This is a genomic window from Streptomyces sp. NPDC059874 (assembly GCF_042731135.1).
Lineage (GTDB): Bacteria > Actinomycetota > Actinomycetes > Streptomycetales > Streptomycetaceae > Streptomyces.
Genome location: NZ_JBHWJY010000002.1, coordinates 225,118 through 241,945 on the forward strand (window position 1 = coordinate 225,118; position 16,828 = coordinate 241,945).

Consider the following 16,828-nt stretch of genomic DNA (forward strand, 5'->3'; position numbering starts at 1 on the left):
GCGCTCCGCTCAGAGGACGGCGATGCCCAGTGGGCGGGTGCCCACCGGGAGACGGTGGGTGGTGCCGGTGGTCAGGTCGACCGTCGTGATGCCGTTCCAGTAGCCGTCGCGGGTGTAGCCGCCGGTGACGTACGCGGTGCGGCCGTCGCGGGAGACCGTCACCGACTCGTGCGGGCCGTCCAGCGGGTGGACGCGTTCCGACCCGTCCGGGGAACGGACCGTCAGCGAGGGGCCCTTGCCCTTGCCGGGCTCCACCGCTCCCGTGCCGACGACCAGGAGGCGGCCGTCGGGAGTGAGCGCGACCCCGTGCTGGTGGGTGTCGGCGGTCATCGGCTCGATGGTGGTCCGGCCGGTGCGCGGGTCCACCACCGCGAGCCGCTCGCCCTCGAAGGGGAGCAGGAGCTTCCCGTCGGCGGGGCGGACGGCCGCGTAGTGCGGCTTGAGCCAGGAGCCGAGCCCGCCCTCGGTTCCGTAGGGGGCGACCTCGATGCGCCGCGGCCGCAGTGAGCCGGTGTCGACGACGGTGACGTCGAAGGAGTCGTGGCCGGTGGCGTAGACCTCGGAGCCGTCGGGTGACACGTCCACGTCGAAGGGGCGCCGGCCCACCGGTACGGCGGCGGTGACCGTGCTCGTGGCCGTGTCGACGACTTCCAGGACGCCTGCCCGGCCGGGGACGTTGACCCCGACGTAGGCGTGCGCGCCGTCGGGCGAGAGCGCGATGCCCATGCCGCCGCCGCGGTACTCGCCGTCGCCCGCGGGGCCGCTGTCGGTGCGGTACTGGATGTTCGCCACCCGCGTACGGGTGCGGGTGTCGACGACCGCGACGCCCTCGGCCGTGGCCACCCAGGCGCGGCCGTCCGCGCCGACGGCCAGGCCGTACGGGGCCCGGCCCACGGTGACGGAGGCGACCGCGCCGCGCTCCGGGTCCACGAAGGTGACCGTGTCGGACCCGAAGTCGGCGGTCAGCAGCAGCCCCTGCGGGGTCGGCGCGTCGGCCGGCAGCGGGGAGGCCGCGGACGGCGCCGGGCTCGTCGGCGCGGAGCCACCGGAGGCGCCGCCCTGCGAGCAGGCGCCGAGCAGCAGGGCGGCGGCGAGCGAAGCGAAGGCGGTACGGGTGCCCCGTGCGCGGGGGTTCACCGGTCGCTCTCCCCCTCCGAAGCGGCCGCCTCGGCCGCCGCGGACTCCTCGGCCGCGCGCAGGATCCGGGCCATGCCCTCGAAGCCCCGGCGGGCGGCGTGCTCGTACGGGGTCACCCCGTCGCGGTCGGCCAGCGCGGGGTCGGCGCCCGCCGCGAGCAGCAGGGCGACGATCTCCTCGTGGCGCGGGCCGCCGTCGCCGAGGATCACCGCCTCCAGCAGCGCGGTCCAGCCGAGCCGGTTGACGTGGTCGACGTCGATGGCGGTCTCGTCCAGCACGGCGCGCACGTACGCGGTGTGCCCGCGCTCGGCGGCCGGGATGAGGGAGATCCCGCCGAAGCGGTTGCGCTGCTTCAGGTCGGGCCCGGCGGGCAGCAGCAGGCGCATCATCCGGACGCTGCCGGTGACTCCGGTGACCAGCCAGGGGCTGTCCTCGCGCGAGTCGGGGGCGTTGGGGTCGGCCCCGGCGGCGAGCAGCAGCTCGGCCACGGCGAGGTGGTCTCCGAGCGCGGCGAGCAGCAGCGGGGTCCGCAGCTGGTCGTCGCGGGCCTCGACGGCGGCGCCCGCGGCGAGCGCGGCGCTCACCGCCGCGGGGTCGCCGCGCCGGGCGCCGTCGAGGAGCAGTCTGTCGTGCGCGTTCATGGTGTCCCTCTCGGCTCCGGGGCGGGGAGGGCCGGGTTACGCCCTCCCGCTCCCCCGGTCCATGCTCGCCCGGCCGGAGCCCCGGCCCGGTCCGCCCGGAGGCCGGAGCCCGCGAGCGGTCCGGACGACCCCCGGGTCATCCGATCGGCCGATGCGGCCGGGGCGACGCGCGGTCCGCCCGATCAGGCCTCGTACTCGGTGAGGTCGATGCCGTGGATCTGCAGGAGGTAGTGGTGTTCGGGCTCGGTCGTGTCGCGCTCCAGCACCATGCCGAGCTTGCGGATCACGTTCTCGGAATCGTCGTTGCCCGATCGGTTGATGGCGATGACCCTGTCCAGTCCACGGTCCTGGAGGGCGAACTCCAAGGTGGCCTGGGCGGCCTCGGAGGCGTAGCCCTGGCCCCAGTACTGACGGCCCAGGCGCCAGCTGATCGCGATGTCCGGGAGGACCTCCGGCAGGTACTCGGGCACCGACAGGCCGACGACGCCGATCAGCTCGCCCGAGGCGAGGAGTTCGACGGCGAAGAGCCCGAATCCCTCCTCGTCCCACTCCTCCTCCATGCGCTCGATCTCCTCGGCGGTCTGGTCCAGGTCGAGGGTGGAGCCGTCGCCGATCCAGCGCATCACCTCCCGGTCGGCGTTGATCTCCGACAGGGGGACGAGGTCGTCGTCGGTCCAGCGGCGGAGGAGGAGTCGGGGGGTGCGGATCTCGGTCATGGCCCCCATCCTGCCGAAATTCGGCGGGTCGGCGGTAATCGGCCATTGCGGGGGTGTTGCGGGTTCGTGGCGGGAACGGCGGGAAGGTTCCGGCGGCCCGCCCCGGGCCGCTACGGTCCGTCGGAAATCACGATCAAGGAGTGCCCGAGCATGCCCCTCGACCTGTCGGACGAGAGCCAGTACGACCGCACGCGCCTGCGGCAGTGGGCGCGCGGCCGCGCCCGGTCCGCCGGAGTGGACCGCCGTGACCTGCTCAAGCTGTTCGCGGTGGGGGCCGCCGCCGGCTCCCTGGGGCTGGGCGCCACCGGGACGGCCTCTGCCGCGGAGACCGGCGCCGCGGCGGCGCCCGGCATCCTCAAACCGCTACCGCCCGAGCTGTTCACGCTCCGCGGCACCAACGCGGAGACGAATTTCGCGGCGCTGCGCGGCACCGGCCCGCTCACCCCGATCGACCGGTTCTTCGTACGCAACCACACCTCCACCCCGCGCATCGATGCGAGTGCCTGGCGGCTGAACGTGTGGGGCGACGGTCTCGCGGGCGGCCCGGTGGACTTCTCGTACGAGCGGCTGCGCGCCCTGCCGGCGGTCGAGCGGACGCTGTTCATCGAGTGCGCGGGCAACGGCCGCAGCTTCTACGCCACGCAGCAGGGCCAACCGGTCACCGGCACCCCCTGGACCCTGGGCGCGATCGGCGTCGCGCGCTGGCGCGGCGCACGGCTGTCGGACGTGCTGCGGCAGGCGGGCGTGAGCCCCGCCGCCGTCGACGTCCTGCCGCGCGGGCTGGACGACGAGGTGGTGGCGAACGGGGTGAACCTGGGCCGGGTGCGGCGCCCGCTGCCGATCGGGAAGGCGCTGGACGACGTACTGCTCGCGTACGAGATGAACGGGCAGCCGCTGCCGGCCGACCACGGGGGCCCGGTGCGGCTCGTCGTACCGGAGTGGGTCGGGATCTCCTCGATCAAGTGGGTCGGGGACATCGAGGTCAGCACCGAGGCGCTGTACTCGCCGTGGAACACCGACATGTACCGCCTGTTCGGGCCCGAGCACCCGGCGCAGGGCAGCGCCCCGCTCACCCGGCAGACCCTCAAGAGCGCCTTCGAGCTGGAGCTGGGCGCCACCGTTCCCGTTCACCGGACGCGGCTGCTGACCGGCCGTTCCTGGTCGGGTGGTGCCCCCGTCACCCGGGTGGAGGTGAGCACCGACGGCGGTGGCCGCTGGCAGCGCGTGCGGCTGCACGACGCCCCGCGCCGGGGCGGCTGGGTGCGTTGGTCGGTGCCGTGGACCCCGCGGACGACGGGTGCGACGGCGTTGCTGGCGCGGGCGACCGACGCCACGGGCCGCACGCAGCCCGAGACGTCGGTCCACAACACGCAGGGCTACCTCTTCGACGCGGTCGTCCGGCACCCGGTGACGGTGGTCTGACCCTGGTCAGGGCGTGTGGAAGCGCACTTCCGGCGCGTCGGCGGCCGGTCCGTCGAGGAGGGGCTGCGGCCTGCCCCGCAGGTGCTGGTCGAAGAAGGCGCCGACGTAGCGCCGGGTCAGCTCGACGGACCGGGCTCCGGGCAGCGGTGCCTCGGGATCGATCGGCAGGCCCAGCTGTTCGCCGATCGCGGGGAAGTCGGAGAAGGTGAAGTGGCCGGAGCCGACGAAGGTGATCCAGCGCTTCCAGCCGTCGAGCAGGGGCCAGTCACGGTCCCAGCTCGGGCTGCCCCCCGGGCCGCGGTTCTGCGCGCCGATCAGCATGAAGGGGCGCCCGCCGAGCCCGGCCGCGGGGATCGGCGTCGCGAGTCCGCCGTCCATGTTGACCCCGGCGCGGATCCTCGGATCGGTCGCCATCGCGGCGGCCGCCGAGGCGCCGCCGATGGAGTGCCCGGCCATCGCGATGCGGCTCTCGTCGATGAGGCCGGCGTGGCGCCAGGCGGGGTGGCGTCCGGTGAGGCGGTCCAGGAGGAAGGACACGTCGCGGGCCCGGTTGTCGCTGACCGCCTTCATGGGTGTCCCCGCCTTGGTCTGCTCGCAGGCCAGGCATGCCGGCACGCGCCCGCCGGGGAAGGCGGTCCCCACGCTCTCGTAGGCGTGGTCCACGGCGGCGACCACATAGCCGCGGGAGGCCAGGTCCTCGGCGAGCGCGGTGAGGGTGGCGCGGTGGACGGTGAAGCCCGGGGAGAGGACGACCAGTGGATACTTCCCGGCGACGGGGCGGGCGCCCGCGCGGGAATGGGTCACCAGGCCGGTCAGGGACTCGACCGGGATCACCTTGTCCAGACCCCGGTCGACCAGCAGCAGCCGGGCTTCCTCCGCGGTGAGGTAGCGCGCCGTGCTGCCGGTTTCGCGCCGCGCCGGGTAGCGCATGGTGACCATCAGCTCGCGCGGCCCGGACTGCGCCCAGGGGTCGGTGCGGCTGCGGTCCACGAGGTGGAGCGTGTCCTGTCCGACGGCGAAACGGCCTGTGGGGCGCGGGAGTTCCGGCGCGCCGCGGCGGCTCTCGGCCGCGGCGTCCGGGGAACCGGCGGCCACGGCCGTGCCGGCCGCTGCGAGCGGAACGGGAAGGAGGAGGGCGAATAAGGCGGCTGCGGCTACTGCTCTGCGTCGCGTCATGGAGCCGACGCTATGCAGCGCGCCCTGGCGAATCGTCAACTCAAAGGATGATCACGCCGTCCCACTCGGGGAGGGTCCCGCGTCAGCCTGACGTCGGATGGGGCTCCGTGACGCTGATCGCGTCGAGTTGACCCCGCAGGTACACGTGGGAGTCCACGGGTTCGTGCGCCACGCGGCCGATGGGGGCGGGCAGCGATTCCACGCGGGTGTGCGGATCGCATTCGTAGAAGTAGACCAGGGAGATCAGCTCCTCGGCCGGGCTGTCGGCGGGCGGCGGCAGTACCCGGTGGCGGCCCGCGCGCCACCGGTCGCCGGTCCAGCGGGCCATGAGGTCGCCGATGTTCACGGTGAGCGCCGCCGGGTCGTAGGGCGCGTCCTGCCAGCCGTCTGCGTCGGTGTGGATCTGGAGGCCGCCGGAGCCGAGTTGCCGGTCGAGGACCGTGACGGTGCCGAAGTCGGTGTGGGCGCCGATGCGGAACTGGCCCGGCAGCGGCGGGCCGACGGTGTCGGTGCCGGGGTACCAGTTGAGGTTGAACCCCCAGGTGGGGTGTGAGGTGTGGCGGGTGAAGTGGTCCTCGGCGAGTCCGAGGGAGGTGGCGAGGAGCTCCAGCAGCTCGTCGGAGAGGGCCCGCATCAGGCCCAGGTACTCGTCCACCAGCGGCCGCAGCGAGGGCACCTCGGCCGGCCAGGTGTTGGGCCGGAACCATTCGGCGTCCACGGAGGGGTCCCCGGTGGGCTCGTCGGCCGCGAAGGACCAGGACTCCTTGAGGTCGGGCGGGGAGGGCTCCCCCTCCGCGTAGCTGTTGGCCTCGGCGCCGGGCCCGAGCCAGCCCCGGCCGCCGACCGTGACGGCGTACGGCTGTTTCACGGCGGCCGGGAGCCGGAAGAACCTCCCCGCCGCCTCCCGGATCCTGGCGGGCAGCGCGGGGTCCACGCCGTGCCCGGTGACCAGCAGGAATCCGGCCGCGCGCAGGGCCTCGTCGACGCGGGCGGCCGTACGGGCCCTGGCGCCCGGGTCGCCGGACCGCCACGGCCCGAGATCGATCACGGGAACGACGGGAACGGAGGGGACCACCGGAACCTGGGAACCGACCATGGGAAACCTGCCTTCCGAGGGTGCGGGCGCGCGTCCGGGACCGAGGCTAGCGCCGTCCGCGACGGAGCGGCATCACCACGGAGCGTGATTCTCGGCCACTTCTCGTATACGAAGCGGCCCATCGGTCGCGTAGATCGTCATGAAAAGGAACAGAATGGGACCGGGGGGCTCACGAGGGACGGAGCGAGCGGTGGAGATTTCGACGCGGGAGGTCTTCGGGGCGCCGTGCTGGGTGAGCCTGATGGCCCGCGACCTGGAGACGGCGCAGCACTTCTACGGCGCGGTCGCGGGCTGGAGGTTCCGGCCGGCCCGCCTCGGCGAGGCCTTCTCGGTGGCGTTGCTGGACGGTGTCCCGGTGGCGGGCATCGGCGCGCTGGCCGGGGACCTGGCGGTCGCGGTGGCCTGGACCCCGTATTTCGCCGTCGACGACGCCGACGTGGCGGTGGACCGCATCCGGGAGCGCACCGGCACGATCGCGGTCGGCCCGGTCTCGTTCGAGTCGGGCGGCCGCGGGGCGCTCGTGGCCGATCCCGACGGCGCGGTGTTCGGGATCTGGGAGGGCGATGTGGCTGCGGACTGGCGGGTGGGCAAGGGCCCGGCGCCGGCCTGGCTGGAGCTGCGTACCCGGAACGCTCTGGACGCGGCGATGTTCTACGGCGCGGTGCTGGAGTGGGCCACCGAGCGCCCCGGCTGCTGCGAGGTCAGTTACGAGGAGGACCAGGTGGTGCTGCGGCAGGACGGCGAGCCCGTGGCCCGGCTCAACAGCGGCCCGGTGGAGCTGGCCTCGTACTCCTCGCACACCCGGCCGCGGTGGCACGTCCACTTCCGGGTGCCGAAGCTGCGGCCGGCGATCGAGGCCGCCGTCGCGCTCGGCGGGCGCACCGTCTCGGACATCATCTCGAACGCCGAGGAGCGGTGGGTGACGCTCCGCGACCCGGACGGGGCGCTGTTCACCCTGACCACGTCCCTCGGGGCGGACACGGACTGAGGCCCTGGTCGAGGGCCGCCAGGACCCGGTCCGGGGTGAGGGGCAGTTCGCGCAGCCGGTGCCCGGTGGCGTGGCAGACGGCGTTGCCGATCGCGGCGGCCACGCCGACGATGCCGATCTCCCCGATGCCCTTGCCGCCCAGCGGGCCGAGGTGTTCGTCGTGCTCCTCGATCCAGTGCGCCTCGATGTCGGGGACGTCCGCGTGCACGGGCACGTGGTAGGCGGCCAGGTCGCTCTCGGCGAAGTCCCCGTAGGTCGGGTCGACCGAGCTGTGCTCGGTGAGGGCCATGCCGAGGCCCATGACCATGCCTCCGACGAACTGCGAGCGCGCGGTGGTCGGGTTGAGGATGCGCCCGGCCGCGTAGACCCCGAGCAGTCGGTGGACCCGCACCTCACCGGTGACGGTGTCGACCCGGACCTCGGCGAAGTGCGCGCCGAAGGAGTGGCGGGCGTACGGGGGTTTCTCCTTGGCCGCCTCGGTGGTGTCGGCCGTCGCGGTCAGCCCCTCGGGCGGCAGCGGCCCGTGGTGGCGGGCCAGGCGGGCGGCGAGGGCCGTGCAGGCTTCGTGGACGGCCCAGCCCCAGGAGGCGGTTCCGGCGGAGCCGCCGGCGAGCGGGGCCTGTGGGAGGCCGGTGTGACCGATGGCCATGGTGACGGCGGCGGCCGGGACCCCGAGGGCGTCGGCGGCCACCTGGGTGAGGACGGTACGGGCGCCGGTGCCGAGATCGGTGGCGTTGAGCTCGACGAGGTGGTCGCCGCCCGGTCGGGCGGTGACCCGGGCGGTGGACGGGGCGATCCACACGGGGTAGGTCGCGGAGGCGACGCCCGCTCCGCACAGCAGCGGCCCTTCACGGCGCGGGGTGCGCAGGGCGGCCCAGCCGAACCGGTCCGCGCCCTCGCGCAGGCATTCGACGAGGTGGCGGCTGCTGAAGGGGCGACCGCTGTCCGGTTCGACGGCCGGCTCGTTGCGGATGCGCAGCTCGACGGGGTCCATGCCGAGGGCGTCGGCGAGTTCGTCCATGGCCGATTCCAGGACGTACATGCCGGGGGTTTCGCCGGGGGCGCGCATCCAGGAGGGGGTGGGGACGTCCAGGGGGACGACCCGGTGGCTGGTGCGGATGTTCGGTACCGCGTACATGATCCGGCCGGCCACCGCGGACTGCTCGACGAACTCCCGTACCCGGGAGGTGTGGCTGGTCACCGTGTGGGTGAGGGCCGTGAGGGTGCCGTCGCGGCGGGCGCCCAGCGCGATCCGGTGGAAGCTCGGCGCCCGGTGCCCGACCGTGGCGGCCAGGTGCCGCCGGGGCAGGGCGAGGGTGACGGGGCGGCCGGTGCGCAGGGCGGCCATGACGGCCAGGACCACGTGGGGGCGCGGGGTGCCCTTGCTGCCGAAGCCGCCGCCGACGTGTTGCGAGATCACCTCGACGTGGTCCTCGGGCAGGCCGAAGAGTGCGGAGAGGGCCATCCGGACGATGCCCGCGCCCTGGCTGGAGTCGTGGACGGTCAGCCGGCCCTGTCCGGCGTCCCAGACGGCGGTGGCGGCGTGCGGCTCCATCGGGTGGTTGTGCAGCGGCGGCACGGAGTAGGCGCCGTCGATCCGTACGGGTGCGGCGGCGAGCGCCCCGTCCGGGTCGCCCCGCTCGCGGTGGGCGGGGTAGCCGCCGTTGACCTCTTCGGGGGTGTGGGCGGCCGGGTGGTCCTCGTACAGCACGGAATCGTGCGGCTCGGTCGCGTAGTCGATCCGTACCGCCCGGGCGGCGGCGCGGGCGCCTTCCAGGGTGTCGGCGACGGCCAGGGCCACGTACCAGCCGCGGTGCGGGACGGCGGGGTCCTGGAGCACCCGCAGCGTGGGGTCGTCCCAGGGGCCCAGGCGGGGCGCGTCGTACGGGGTGAGGACGTCGAGGACGCCGGGGAGGTCCAGTGCGGCGCCCGGGTCGACCGCGGTGACGCGTCCGCGGGGGATCGTCGCGGGCACGGGCCAGGCGTAGGCGCGGTCGGGCGGGGCGTGGTCGGCGGCGTAGCGTGCGGCGCCCGTGACCTTCTCCGGGCCCTCGGTACGGACGGTGGGGGCGCCGAGTGCGGGATGCGCGGGCATGGAGGTTGCTCCTTTGCGGATCTGCGGGCCTACGGGGTGTCGCGGGTGAGTGACCCGAGCACGTCGCAGGCGAGGTTGCGGGCGAGCGTGACCTTGAAGGCGTTGTCCCGCAGGGGCCGCGCCTCGGCCAGTTCGGCCTCGACCGCCCGCCGGAAGCTCTCGGGGGTCGGCGCGGCCCCGATCAGCGCCCGCTCGGCCGCGGTGGCGCGCCAGGGTCGGTGGGCGAGCCCGCCGAAGGCGAGGGCCGCGTGCCGGACGAGGCCCTGCTCGGCGTCGATGTCGAGGACGGCGGCGACGGAGGCGAGCGCGAAGGCGTACGAGGCCCGGTCGCGGGCCTTGCGGTACCGGGAGCGGGCGCCGGGCGCGGCGGCGGGCAGCAGCACGCCGGTGACGATCTCGCCGTCCCGGATCTCGGTGTCCCGCTCGGGGTGGTCCCCGGGCAGCCGGTGGAAGGCGGTGGCCGGCACCGTGCGGGTGCCCTGGGCGCCGTACAGCTCGATGTCGGCGTCGAAGGCGGCGAGGGCGACGGCCATGTCCGAGGGGTGGGTGGCGACGCAGTGGGTGGAGTGGCCGAGCACGGCGTGGTCGCGGTGGATGCCGTCGAGCGCGGAGCAACCGGTGCCGGGCGCCCGCTTGTTGCAGGACTTGGAGGGGTCCTGGAAGTAGGTGCAGCGGGTGCGCTGGAGGAGGTTGCCGCCGGTGGTGGCGACATTGCGGAGCTGCGCGGACGCCCCGGCGAGCAGGGCCTGGGCGAGGGCCGGGTAGCGGGCGCGTACGAGGGGGTGCGCGGCCACGTCGCCGCCGCGGGTGGTGGCTCCGATGAGGAGTGCGCCGCCGGGCCGCTCCTCGATGGTGTCGAGCGGGAGCCGGGAGATGTCGACGAGGGTGCCGGGGCGCTCGACGCCGAGCTTCATGAGGTCCACGAGGTTGGTGCCGCCGCCGAGGTAGCGGGAGCCGGGGTGGGCGGCGTAGGCGTCGGCGGCTTCCCGGAGGGTGGCTGCCCGGACGTAGCCGAAGGGCTTCATCCGGCCACGTCCCGTACGGCCCGGACGATGGCCGGGTAGGCGCCGCAGCGGCAGAGGTTGCCGCTGAGCCGTTCCCTGACCTCCGCCTCGGTGAGCGTCACCGGGCCGTCCGGGTCGGCGGCGGCTTCGGCGAGGGCGCCGACGGCGGAGCAGAGCTGGCCGGGTGTGCAGAAGCCGCACTGGAAGGCGTCCCGTTCGACGAACGCCCGCTGGAGCTCGCCGCCGGCTCGGGTTCGGGCGAGTCCCTCCACGGTGGTGACCTCGCGGCCGTCCTGTGCGACCGCGAGCAGCAGGCAGCTGTAGGCCCGCCGCCCGTCGACGAGGACGGTGCAGGCTCCGCACTGGCCGTGGTCGCAGCCCTTCTTCGCCCCGGTGAGGCCGAGGTGGTCGCGGAGGGCGTCGAGCAGGGTGACGCGGTGGTCGGGCCGCAGGGTGTGGTCGGTGTCGTTGACGTGCAGCGTGATGGGAGTGGTTCGGCTCACGACCACAGGTTCGCCGAGGGTCCGCGCCGCGGCATCCGCGGTCGGCCATTCGCGCCGGGTCACGCTCGGTGACGCTTCGAGATGCGAACGTCCGACGGTCCTGGTTCGCTGAATCCGCCCGCTCTCCCCCACTGATCCAAGGAGCGATCATGAGCGTTTCAGGCGAATCCCGAGGCCGGTCCCAGCAGATGCGCGCGAAGGCCCAAGAGCTGAACGAGGCGGCCGAGCGTTCCACCGACCCGGAAGAGCGCCGACGGCTGAAGGAGAAGGCCCGCCGTCTCCAGGAGCAGAGCGAGCAGGAGGGTCAGATGCGCGAGGGCATGGACCCCATGTAGTGCGGATGTAGTGCGGATGTGGCCCGGACCCGGTCCGGCCGACCGCACGATCCGTGCCGTGCCCCCGGCCGGTGGCCGCCGCGTCCCCATCGCGGCGGGCACCGGCCGGTTCGTTTTCCGGGGCTACTGCACGCGTGGCACGTGCTGCGTCACGCAGTGGACGCCACCGCCGCCCCAGGCGAGGGTGCGTGCCGGCTTGCCGACCACCTGCCGCCCGGGGAAGAGCGACCCGAACTCGGCGAGGGCGAGCGCGTCCGCCGGTTCGCCCGAGAGCGGCACGACGACGCTTCCCGCGGTCAGGTAGTAGTTCGTGTAGCTGAAGGTCTCCACCATCAGTCCCTGGTGCCGGAAGTGCGGTTGGTGCCGCATCTCCACCACCTCGAAGGGCCGGCCGCACGCGTCGGTCGCGGCGTCGAGCACGGCCTTGTTCGCGGCCATCCGGGCGTGGTTGGGGTGTGCGGGGTCGGGCTGGGTGTGGAGCAGGATCCGGGCGGGGCCCAGGTAGGCGGCGACGAGGTCGACGTGACCGTTGGTGATGTCGTCGTGGTGGAGGCCGTACGGCAGCCAGACGACCTTGCTCGCTCCGTACGAGGCGAGCAGCGCGGCCTCGATCTGGCCGCGGGTCATGCCGGGGTTGCGGTTGGGGTGGAGCAGGCATTCCTCGGTGGTGATCAGGGTGCCTTGGCCGTCGGTGATGACGGCTCCGCCTTCCAGGACCATGTCGACCGGTGTGCGGGCGTCGCCCAGGTGCGCGCAGACGCCGACGGGGAGGAAGTCGTCCTTGTCGTACGGGTACTTCTCGCCCCATCCGTTGAACCGGAAGTCGACTCCGGTCCGGCGCGTCTTGCCGGGGTTGACCACGAAGAGCGGGCCGGTGTCCCGGGTCCAACAGTCGTTGATCGGGTACTCGATGACGGTGACCGAACTGCCGCACTGCCGGCGTGCCTCCGCCGCCGTGCCCGGTTCGGCAACCATGATCACCGGCTCGAACCGGGCGATCTCCCGGGCGATCCCGGCGATCTCGGCCTGGACGTCGGCGAGCAGTGCGCCCCAGCCGACCCTCCGGTCCCAGGGCCATGCCATCACGCAGCCGGCGTGCGGCTCCCATTCGGCCGGTGCGTGGAGCGGGTCCGAGCTCGCCGAGGCGAAGGTCGTGGGGCCGAGCAGGGGGACGGCGGCGGCCGCGAGAACGGCGGCGCCGAAGCCGCGGCGCGTCATGCGCGGGGAACGCAGGCGTGGCAGGTCCATGACAGTGCTCCTTCGAGGTGGTGCGGATGACTGGAACGAGGGGGGACTTGGTGCTCAGAGACGCTCGGCGGCGAGCACGCCTTCGCCGCCCGCGACGCTCTCCTCACCGCTCTGCTGCGCGGCCGGCAGTGCGCGCTGGGGCTTCTTGACCACGAGGTAGAGCAGGCCGGCCGTGATCACCGCGCCGGTGCCCAGCAGGCCCGCCCAGAGCTGGTACCAGGGGGCTCCGGGCGGCGCGAGGATGGCGCGCGGCCAGCAGACGTTGACCACCTCGAAGGCGGTCCAGAGCACGGCCAGCACGTTCAGGAAGGTGCCCTTGCGGCCGAGCCGGATGTGCCCGGAGGGGACCCAGGTGCCACGCAGCCGGGCGATCAGCGCGGCCAGGCTGACCAGGAAGAACGGCAGGAAGGTGGCCGCGGTGCCGAAGGCGATCAGACTGCCGATGGCCGTGGCGTTCAGCCCGAGCAGCAGCCCCGTACAGCTGACGATGGTGGAGGTGACCAGGCCGCCGATGGGGGCCTGGCGGCGGTTGACCTTGCGGACCTGGCGGGAGAAGGGGAAGCCGCCGTCACGGGCCAGCGAGTACACCCCGCGGGCGGCGCCGCCCTGGGAGGCCATGGCGCAGGCGAGGAACCCGACCAGGACCACCGCGACGAACGGCTTGTCCGACCAGGAGCCGAAGGCGGTGGTGACGGCGGTGGTCACCGGGTCGAGGTCCTCACCGGCGACGACGGCCCGCGGCGAGGGGTGGGCGAGGGCGACGGCCATCGCGTTGAGGATCACGACGAGGCCGACGCTGAGCAGCGCCCACCACATGGCGCGCGGCACCTGCCGGCCGGCGTCCTTGGTCTCCTCGGCGGTGGAGACGCAGGCGTCGAATCCGATGAATCCCCAGCCCGCCACGGCGAGTACGGCCAGGAACGCCATCGCGGTCGAACCGCCGGACAGCTCCTCGGCACCGAGGGTCTCCGTGAACAGCGCGAACCCGTGCTCACGGAAGAACAGCAGGAGCGCGAAGCCGACCAGCACGGAGGCGATGGCCTCGGCGGCGATGCCCAGGGACACGAACCAGCTCAGGATCCTGATCCCGTACGCGTTCACCAGCATGCACCCCAGCAGGATCCCGGCGGCCACGGCGACCATGGAGCCGGGTGTGGGGGTGGCGCCGAAGAGGGCGAAGACCCAGGGGGCCGCCAGGTAGGCGACGGTCGTGTTGCCGAACATCACGGCGAACTGCCACACCCAGCCGCTCATCCAGCCGAAGGACGGGCCGAGCAGTCGGCGTCCCCACTGGTAGGGGCCGCCGGCCAGCGGCCACTGGGAGGCCAGCTCGGAGTAGACGTTCACGACGAGGCACTGGCCGAGCAGCACGATCGGCAGCGCCCACACCCAGGCGGGCCCGGCGATCATCGTGCCGACCATCGAAACGGCGTACAGGGCCACGACGGGCGAGACGACGGCGAAGCCCATGGCGATGTTGCCGAGGACGCCGAGGCTGCGGTTCAGCTCCTGGGTGTAGCCCAGATCGTTCATCCGGGCGGCGTCCGCGTCCGGGTGCGGGGAGGGAAGGTCTGGCATGCGTACCTCTCACGGAGCAAGGGCGCGCCGGGCGGCCGGCGCGTCCCGGAAGCTAAATCTAACGTTGTTAGGTTGCGGGAATGCGGGGACCTTAACCCGACCCGGACTCCAGGGGAAGACCCTGCCAACGGGTAACCTGGCGGCCTTGACCGAGGGGGATCACACGTGGGCCGACCGAACCAGCCGCTGCTCAGCCGCGGGAACATCGCCCGAGCGGCCCTCGAACTCCTCGACGAGGAAGGCCCGCAGGCCCTCAAGATGCGCACGCTCGCAGACCGCCTCGGGGTCCGGGGAGCGTCGCTCTACCACCACGTCGCGTCCAAGGAGGACGTCCTCGACGCGGTCTCGGAGCTGATCAACGAGGAGATCGACCTGAGTCCGCTCGACGAGCCGAACTGGCGCGAGGGGATCGCCGCGTACGCGCGCGGCTACCGCGGGGTCTACCTGCGCCACCCGAACGCGATCGCGCCGGCGGCCCGCCGCGCGGTGGAGGCGGCCCCCGCCCTGCGCGGCTACGACGCACTGCTCGCCACCCTGATCCGGGCCGGCTGCACCCCGGCGCGGGCCGCCGAGGCGGCCGCGGCCGTCGACTACCTGGTCCTGGGCTCGGCCCTGGAGACCTTCACGGCGGGCTTCACCCGGCCCGCCGGCGAGTACCGTCCCGCGTACCCGGCCCTCGCCGACTCGCTCACCGATGCGGCGGCCACCGGTGGAGGTCTGGCCGCGCTCGACGACCGCGGATTCGAGCTCGGCCTCGGCCTCCTGCTCGACGGCCTCGCCGCCCAGGTGGCGGCCCCAACCGCCGACTCCGGAAACACCTCTCGCTGACCGGCCGGCAACGCTCCGGCCGGGGAACCACCACGCTGCCCCCGACCGGGTCGGAGCACCTTTGCCCGGTTTGTGAGAACCATTACCTTCTCACCCGAATGGCATGTTTCCAGGGTCATGATGGGTGACCGGAACGGTCATCTACGCGCCCCTGCCGCGGCCTGCGAGCCGCCCGGCGACGGTCGGCGCCACAAGGAGAGACGTGCGATCTGCGGGCAGCTGGACAGGTAACTGGCGGATCGCGTTGCCGGTGGCGGGAGGCGCCGTCGTCCTGGGACTGGGCGGCCTCTATGTCGCCGGACTCGTGGTCGGCGACGACATCGCCGCGGGCACCCGGGTCCGGGGCGTCGACATCGGCGGCATGAGCCGCGCGCAGGCGGAGCGCACGCTGGACGGCACACTCGGGCAGCTCGCCGCCGCCCCGGTCACCGTTCGCGTCGGCGACCTCCTCGAGCAGGTCGCCCCCGCATCCGTCGGACTGTCCCTCGACACCGCCGCGACCGTCGACCGCGCGGCACGCGCCGGCTACGGGCCGGTCGGCGTCATCGGCCGACTCTTCGCCTCCGGCGACCCGGACCTCGAGCCCGTGGTCCGGACGGACGAGAAGACCGCCCGCGCCGGGGTCGACCGGCTCCATGCGGACACCGTGCAACAGGTCCGCGACGGATCCATAGCCTTCGACGCCGGCAAACCGCGGGTGGTCGCCCCGCAGCCCGGCGTCACCCTCGTCCAGGACCAGGCCTTCGACACCCTCCGGGACGCCTACCTGCGGCCCCGCCCGGACGGCGGCCCCGTCGCACTGCCGGTCCGCGAGACCGAGCCGCGCGTCGGCGCGGACGAGACCGCACGGGCCCTGCGCGAGTTCGCGGGGCCGGCGGTGTCCGGGCCCGTCACCCTCACCGTGGCCGGGACGCGCGTACCCGTCGGCCCCGTGGTCCTCGGCGAGCACCTGAAGATGAAGGCCGACGCCGCGGGACGCCTCGTGCCGTCCCTGGACTCCGGCGGCCTGCTCGCCGACCCCGCCGTGGCCGGCCCCCTCGGCGAGGTCGTCGGGTCGCCGCGCGACGCCGTGCTCGGCCTCGACGCGAACGGCCGCGCAGTGGTCACCGAAACCAGCCGCTCCGGACACGGGGTCACCAAGGAGGCCCTTGGTCGGGCCGTGATGCCGCTACTCACCCGCTCGGGCGCCGACCGGAGCGCCGTGGTGGCCACCACGGCCGTCCCGCCGGAGCTCACCGACGCCGAGGCGCGGCGCCTCGGGATCAAGGAGAAGCTCTCCTCCTTCACCGTCGAGTTCCCGGCGGCACCGTACCGGTCCACCAACATCGGGCGCGCGGTGGAGCTGATCAACGGCTCCGTGGTCTTGCCCGGGCGGGAGTGGAGCTTCAACCGCACGGTCGGCGAGCGCACGAAGGAGAACGGCTTCGTCGACGGCATCATGATCAGCGACGGCCAGTACGTGAAGTCGCCCGGCGGCGGCGTGTCCGCGGTCGCCACCACCATGTTCAACGCCGTGTTCTTCGCCGGCCTCAAGCCGGTCGAGTACGGGGCGCACTCCTTCTACATCGAGCGCTACCCGGAGGGCCGGGAGGCCACCGTCGCCTGGGGCAGCCTCGACCTGCGCTGGCTCAACGACTCCGGGCACCCCGTGTACATACGGGCCGAGTCGACCGACACCTCGCTGACGATCACCCTCCTCGGCGAGAAGAAGTACGACGAGATACGCGCGACCAAAGGTCCGCGCACCAACGTCACCCAGCCCGCCAAGCGCACGGGCACCGGCCCGAAGTGCGAGGTCCAGACGCCGCTGGAGGGCTTCGACGTCACGGTCGGCCGGATCTTCGTCAAGGACGGCCAGGAGGTCAAGCGCGAGGAGCGCACCACCCACTACACCCCGCGCGACGAGGTCATCTGCGAGCCCGACACCGCGCCCACCCCGACGCCGGGCGCCACACCGACGGCGGCCGCGCAGGCACTGCCGGCACCGGGGTCGGCGTAGCTCCGTAGCGACGGCCCGCCGGGCCCGGGGCGGGTCCGGGGATCCCCCCGGCGGCTCCGCGG

15 protein-coding genes are annotated in these 16,828 nt (G+C 73.8%); 5 read left to right on the forward strand and 10 right to left on the reverse strand.

The features are described 5' to 3' along the window. Positions 1 to 9 precede the first annotated feature (9 nt). The 3 genes from ACFV9H_RS02230 to ACFV9H_RS02240 all read right to left on the reverse strand — a co-directional run bounded on the left by ACFV9H_RS02230 (position 10) and on the right by ACFV9H_RS02240 (position 2,494). Positions 10 to 1,137 carry a hypothetical protein gene (locus ACFV9H_RS02230; RefSeq protein WP_385392037.1) on the reverse strand — a complete coding sequence of 376 codons (1,128 nt, stop codon included), beginning with the start codon at positions 1,135 to 1,137 and terminating at the stop codon, positions 10 to 12. After that, positions 1,134 to 1,778, reverse strand: coding sequence for an ankyrin repeat domain-containing protein (locus ACFV9H_RS02235; protein WP_385392040.1), 645 nt, complete (start codon positions 1,776 to 1,778; stop codon positions 1,134 to 1,136). The genes ACFV9H_RS02230 and ACFV9H_RS02235 overlap by 4 nt, the downstream gene beginning before the upstream one ends. A gap of 182 nt (positions 1,779 to 1,960) precedes the next feature. Then, positions 1,961 to 2,494 (reverse strand): GNAT family N-acetyltransferase, encoded by a 534-nt coding sequence (locus ACFV9H_RS02240; protein ID WP_385392042.1) that lies wholly within the window; start codon positions 2,492 to 2,494, stop codon positions 1,961 to 1,963. Between the two features lie 150 nt (positions 2,495 to 2,644). Between ACFV9H_RS02240 and ACFV9H_RS02245 the strand changes: the two genes are divergently transcribed. Then, positions 2,645 to 3,916 carry a sulfite oxidase gene (locus ACFV9H_RS02245; RefSeq protein WP_385392045.1) on the forward strand — a complete coding sequence of 424 codons (1,272 nt, stop codon included), beginning with the start codon at positions 2,645 to 2,647 and terminating at the stop codon, positions 3,914 to 3,916. Positions 3,917 to 3,922: 6 nt separating this feature from the next. Here ACFV9H_RS02245 and ACFV9H_RS02250 read toward each other — a convergent pair whose 3' ends face one another. Both ACFV9H_RS02250 and ACFV9H_RS02255 read right to left on the reverse strand, forming a co-directional pair. Further along, on the reverse strand, positions 3,923 to 5,092 hold the full coding sequence (locus ACFV9H_RS02250) for an alpha/beta hydrolase family protein (RefSeq protein WP_385392047.1): 1,170 nt from the start codon (positions 5,090 to 5,092) through the stop codon (positions 3,923 to 3,925). 82 nt (positions 5,093 to 5,174) lie between these two features. Continuing rightward, positions 5,175 to 6,188, reverse strand: coding sequence for an isopenicillin N synthase family dioxygenase (locus tag ACFV9H_RS02255; protein WP_385392050.1), 1,014 nt, complete (start codon positions 6,186 to 6,188; stop codon positions 5,175 to 5,177). Between the two features lie 241 nt (positions 6,189 to 6,429). On the opposite strand from ACFV9H_RS02255, the gene ACFV9H_RS02260 reads away from it, so the two are divergent. Further along, a complete protein-coding gene (locus ACFV9H_RS02260; protein WP_385392131.1) occupies positions 6,430 to 7,176 on the forward strand; it encodes a VOC family protein in 747 nt (248 codons plus the stop codon). On the opposite strand, the gene ACFV9H_RS02265 is transcribed toward ACFV9H_RS02260, so the two are convergent. Genes ACFV9H_RS02265 through ACFV9H_RS02275 form a run of 3 tightly spaced genes read right to left on the reverse strand, consistent with a single transcriptional unit; the run spans position 7,139 to position 10,778 of the window. Further along, the gene (locus ACFV9H_RS02265) at positions 7,139 to 9,271 is read right to left on the reverse strand and encodes a xanthine dehydrogenase family protein molybdopterin-binding subunit (RefSeq protein WP_385392052.1); all 2,133 of its coding nucleotides are present in this window, start codon (positions 9,269 to 9,271) and stop codon (positions 7,139 to 7,141) included. The two genes, ACFV9H_RS02260 and ACFV9H_RS02265, sit on opposite strands and share 38 nt — an antisense overlap. Before the next feature lie 29 nt (positions 9,272 to 9,300). Then, a complete protein-coding gene (locus ACFV9H_RS02270; RefSeq protein WP_385392054.1) occupies positions 9,301 to 10,296 on the reverse strand; it encodes an FAD binding domain-containing protein in 996 nt (331 codons plus the stop codon). Then, positions 10,293 to 10,778 (reverse strand): (2Fe-2S)-binding protein, encoded by a 486-nt coding sequence (locus ACFV9H_RS02275; protein ID WP_385392057.1) that lies wholly within the window; start codon positions 10,776 to 10,778, stop codon positions 10,293 to 10,295. Before ACFV9H_RS02275 ends, ACFV9H_RS02270 begins: the two co-directional genes overlap by 4 nt. A gap of 149 nt (positions 10,779 to 10,927) precedes the next feature. On the opposite strand from ACFV9H_RS02275, the gene ACFV9H_RS02280 reads away from it, so the two are divergent. Beyond that, positions 10,928 to 11,113, forward strand: a complete 186-nt coding sequence (locus ACFV9H_RS02280) for a DUF6381 family protein (RefSeq protein ID WP_385392060.1) — start codon at positions 10,928 to 10,930, stop codon at positions 11,111 to 11,113. Positions 11,114 to 11,236: 123 nt separating this feature from the next. Here ACFV9H_RS02280 and ACFV9H_RS02285 read toward each other — a convergent pair whose 3' ends face one another. Both ACFV9H_RS02285 and ACFV9H_RS02290 read right to left on the reverse strand, forming a co-directional pair. Beyond that, positions 11,237 to 12,361: an agmatine deiminase family protein gene (locus tag ACFV9H_RS02285; protein WP_385392062.1), complete on the reverse strand. Its 1,125-nt coding sequence runs from the start codon at positions 12,359 to 12,361 to the stop codon at positions 11,237 to 11,239. Positions 12,362 to 12,415: 54 nt separating this feature from the next. After that, positions 12,416 to 13,939, reverse strand: a complete 1,524-nt coding sequence (locus tag ACFV9H_RS02290; protein WP_385392064.1) for an APC family permease — start codon at positions 13,937 to 13,939, stop codon at positions 12,416 to 12,418. Between the two features lie 165 nt (positions 13,940 to 14,104). Here ACFV9H_RS02290 and ACFV9H_RS02295 point away from each other — a divergent pair, with 165 nt between their 5' ends. Together ACFV9H_RS02295 and ACFV9H_RS02300 are read left to right on the forward strand one after the other, a co-directional pair. After that, a complete protein-coding gene (locus ACFV9H_RS02295) occupies positions 14,105 to 14,767 on the forward strand; it encodes a TetR/AcrR family transcriptional regulator (protein WP_385392066.1) in 663 nt (220 codons plus the stop codon). Positions 14,768 to 14,969: 202 nt separating this feature from the next. Continuing rightward, positions 14,970 to 16,766: a VanW family protein gene (locus ACFV9H_RS02300; protein ID WP_385392068.1), complete on the forward strand. Its 1,797-nt coding sequence runs from the start codon at positions 14,970 to 14,972 to the stop codon at positions 16,764 to 16,766. The last annotated feature ends 62 nt before the right edge of the window (positions 16,767 to 16,828 follow it).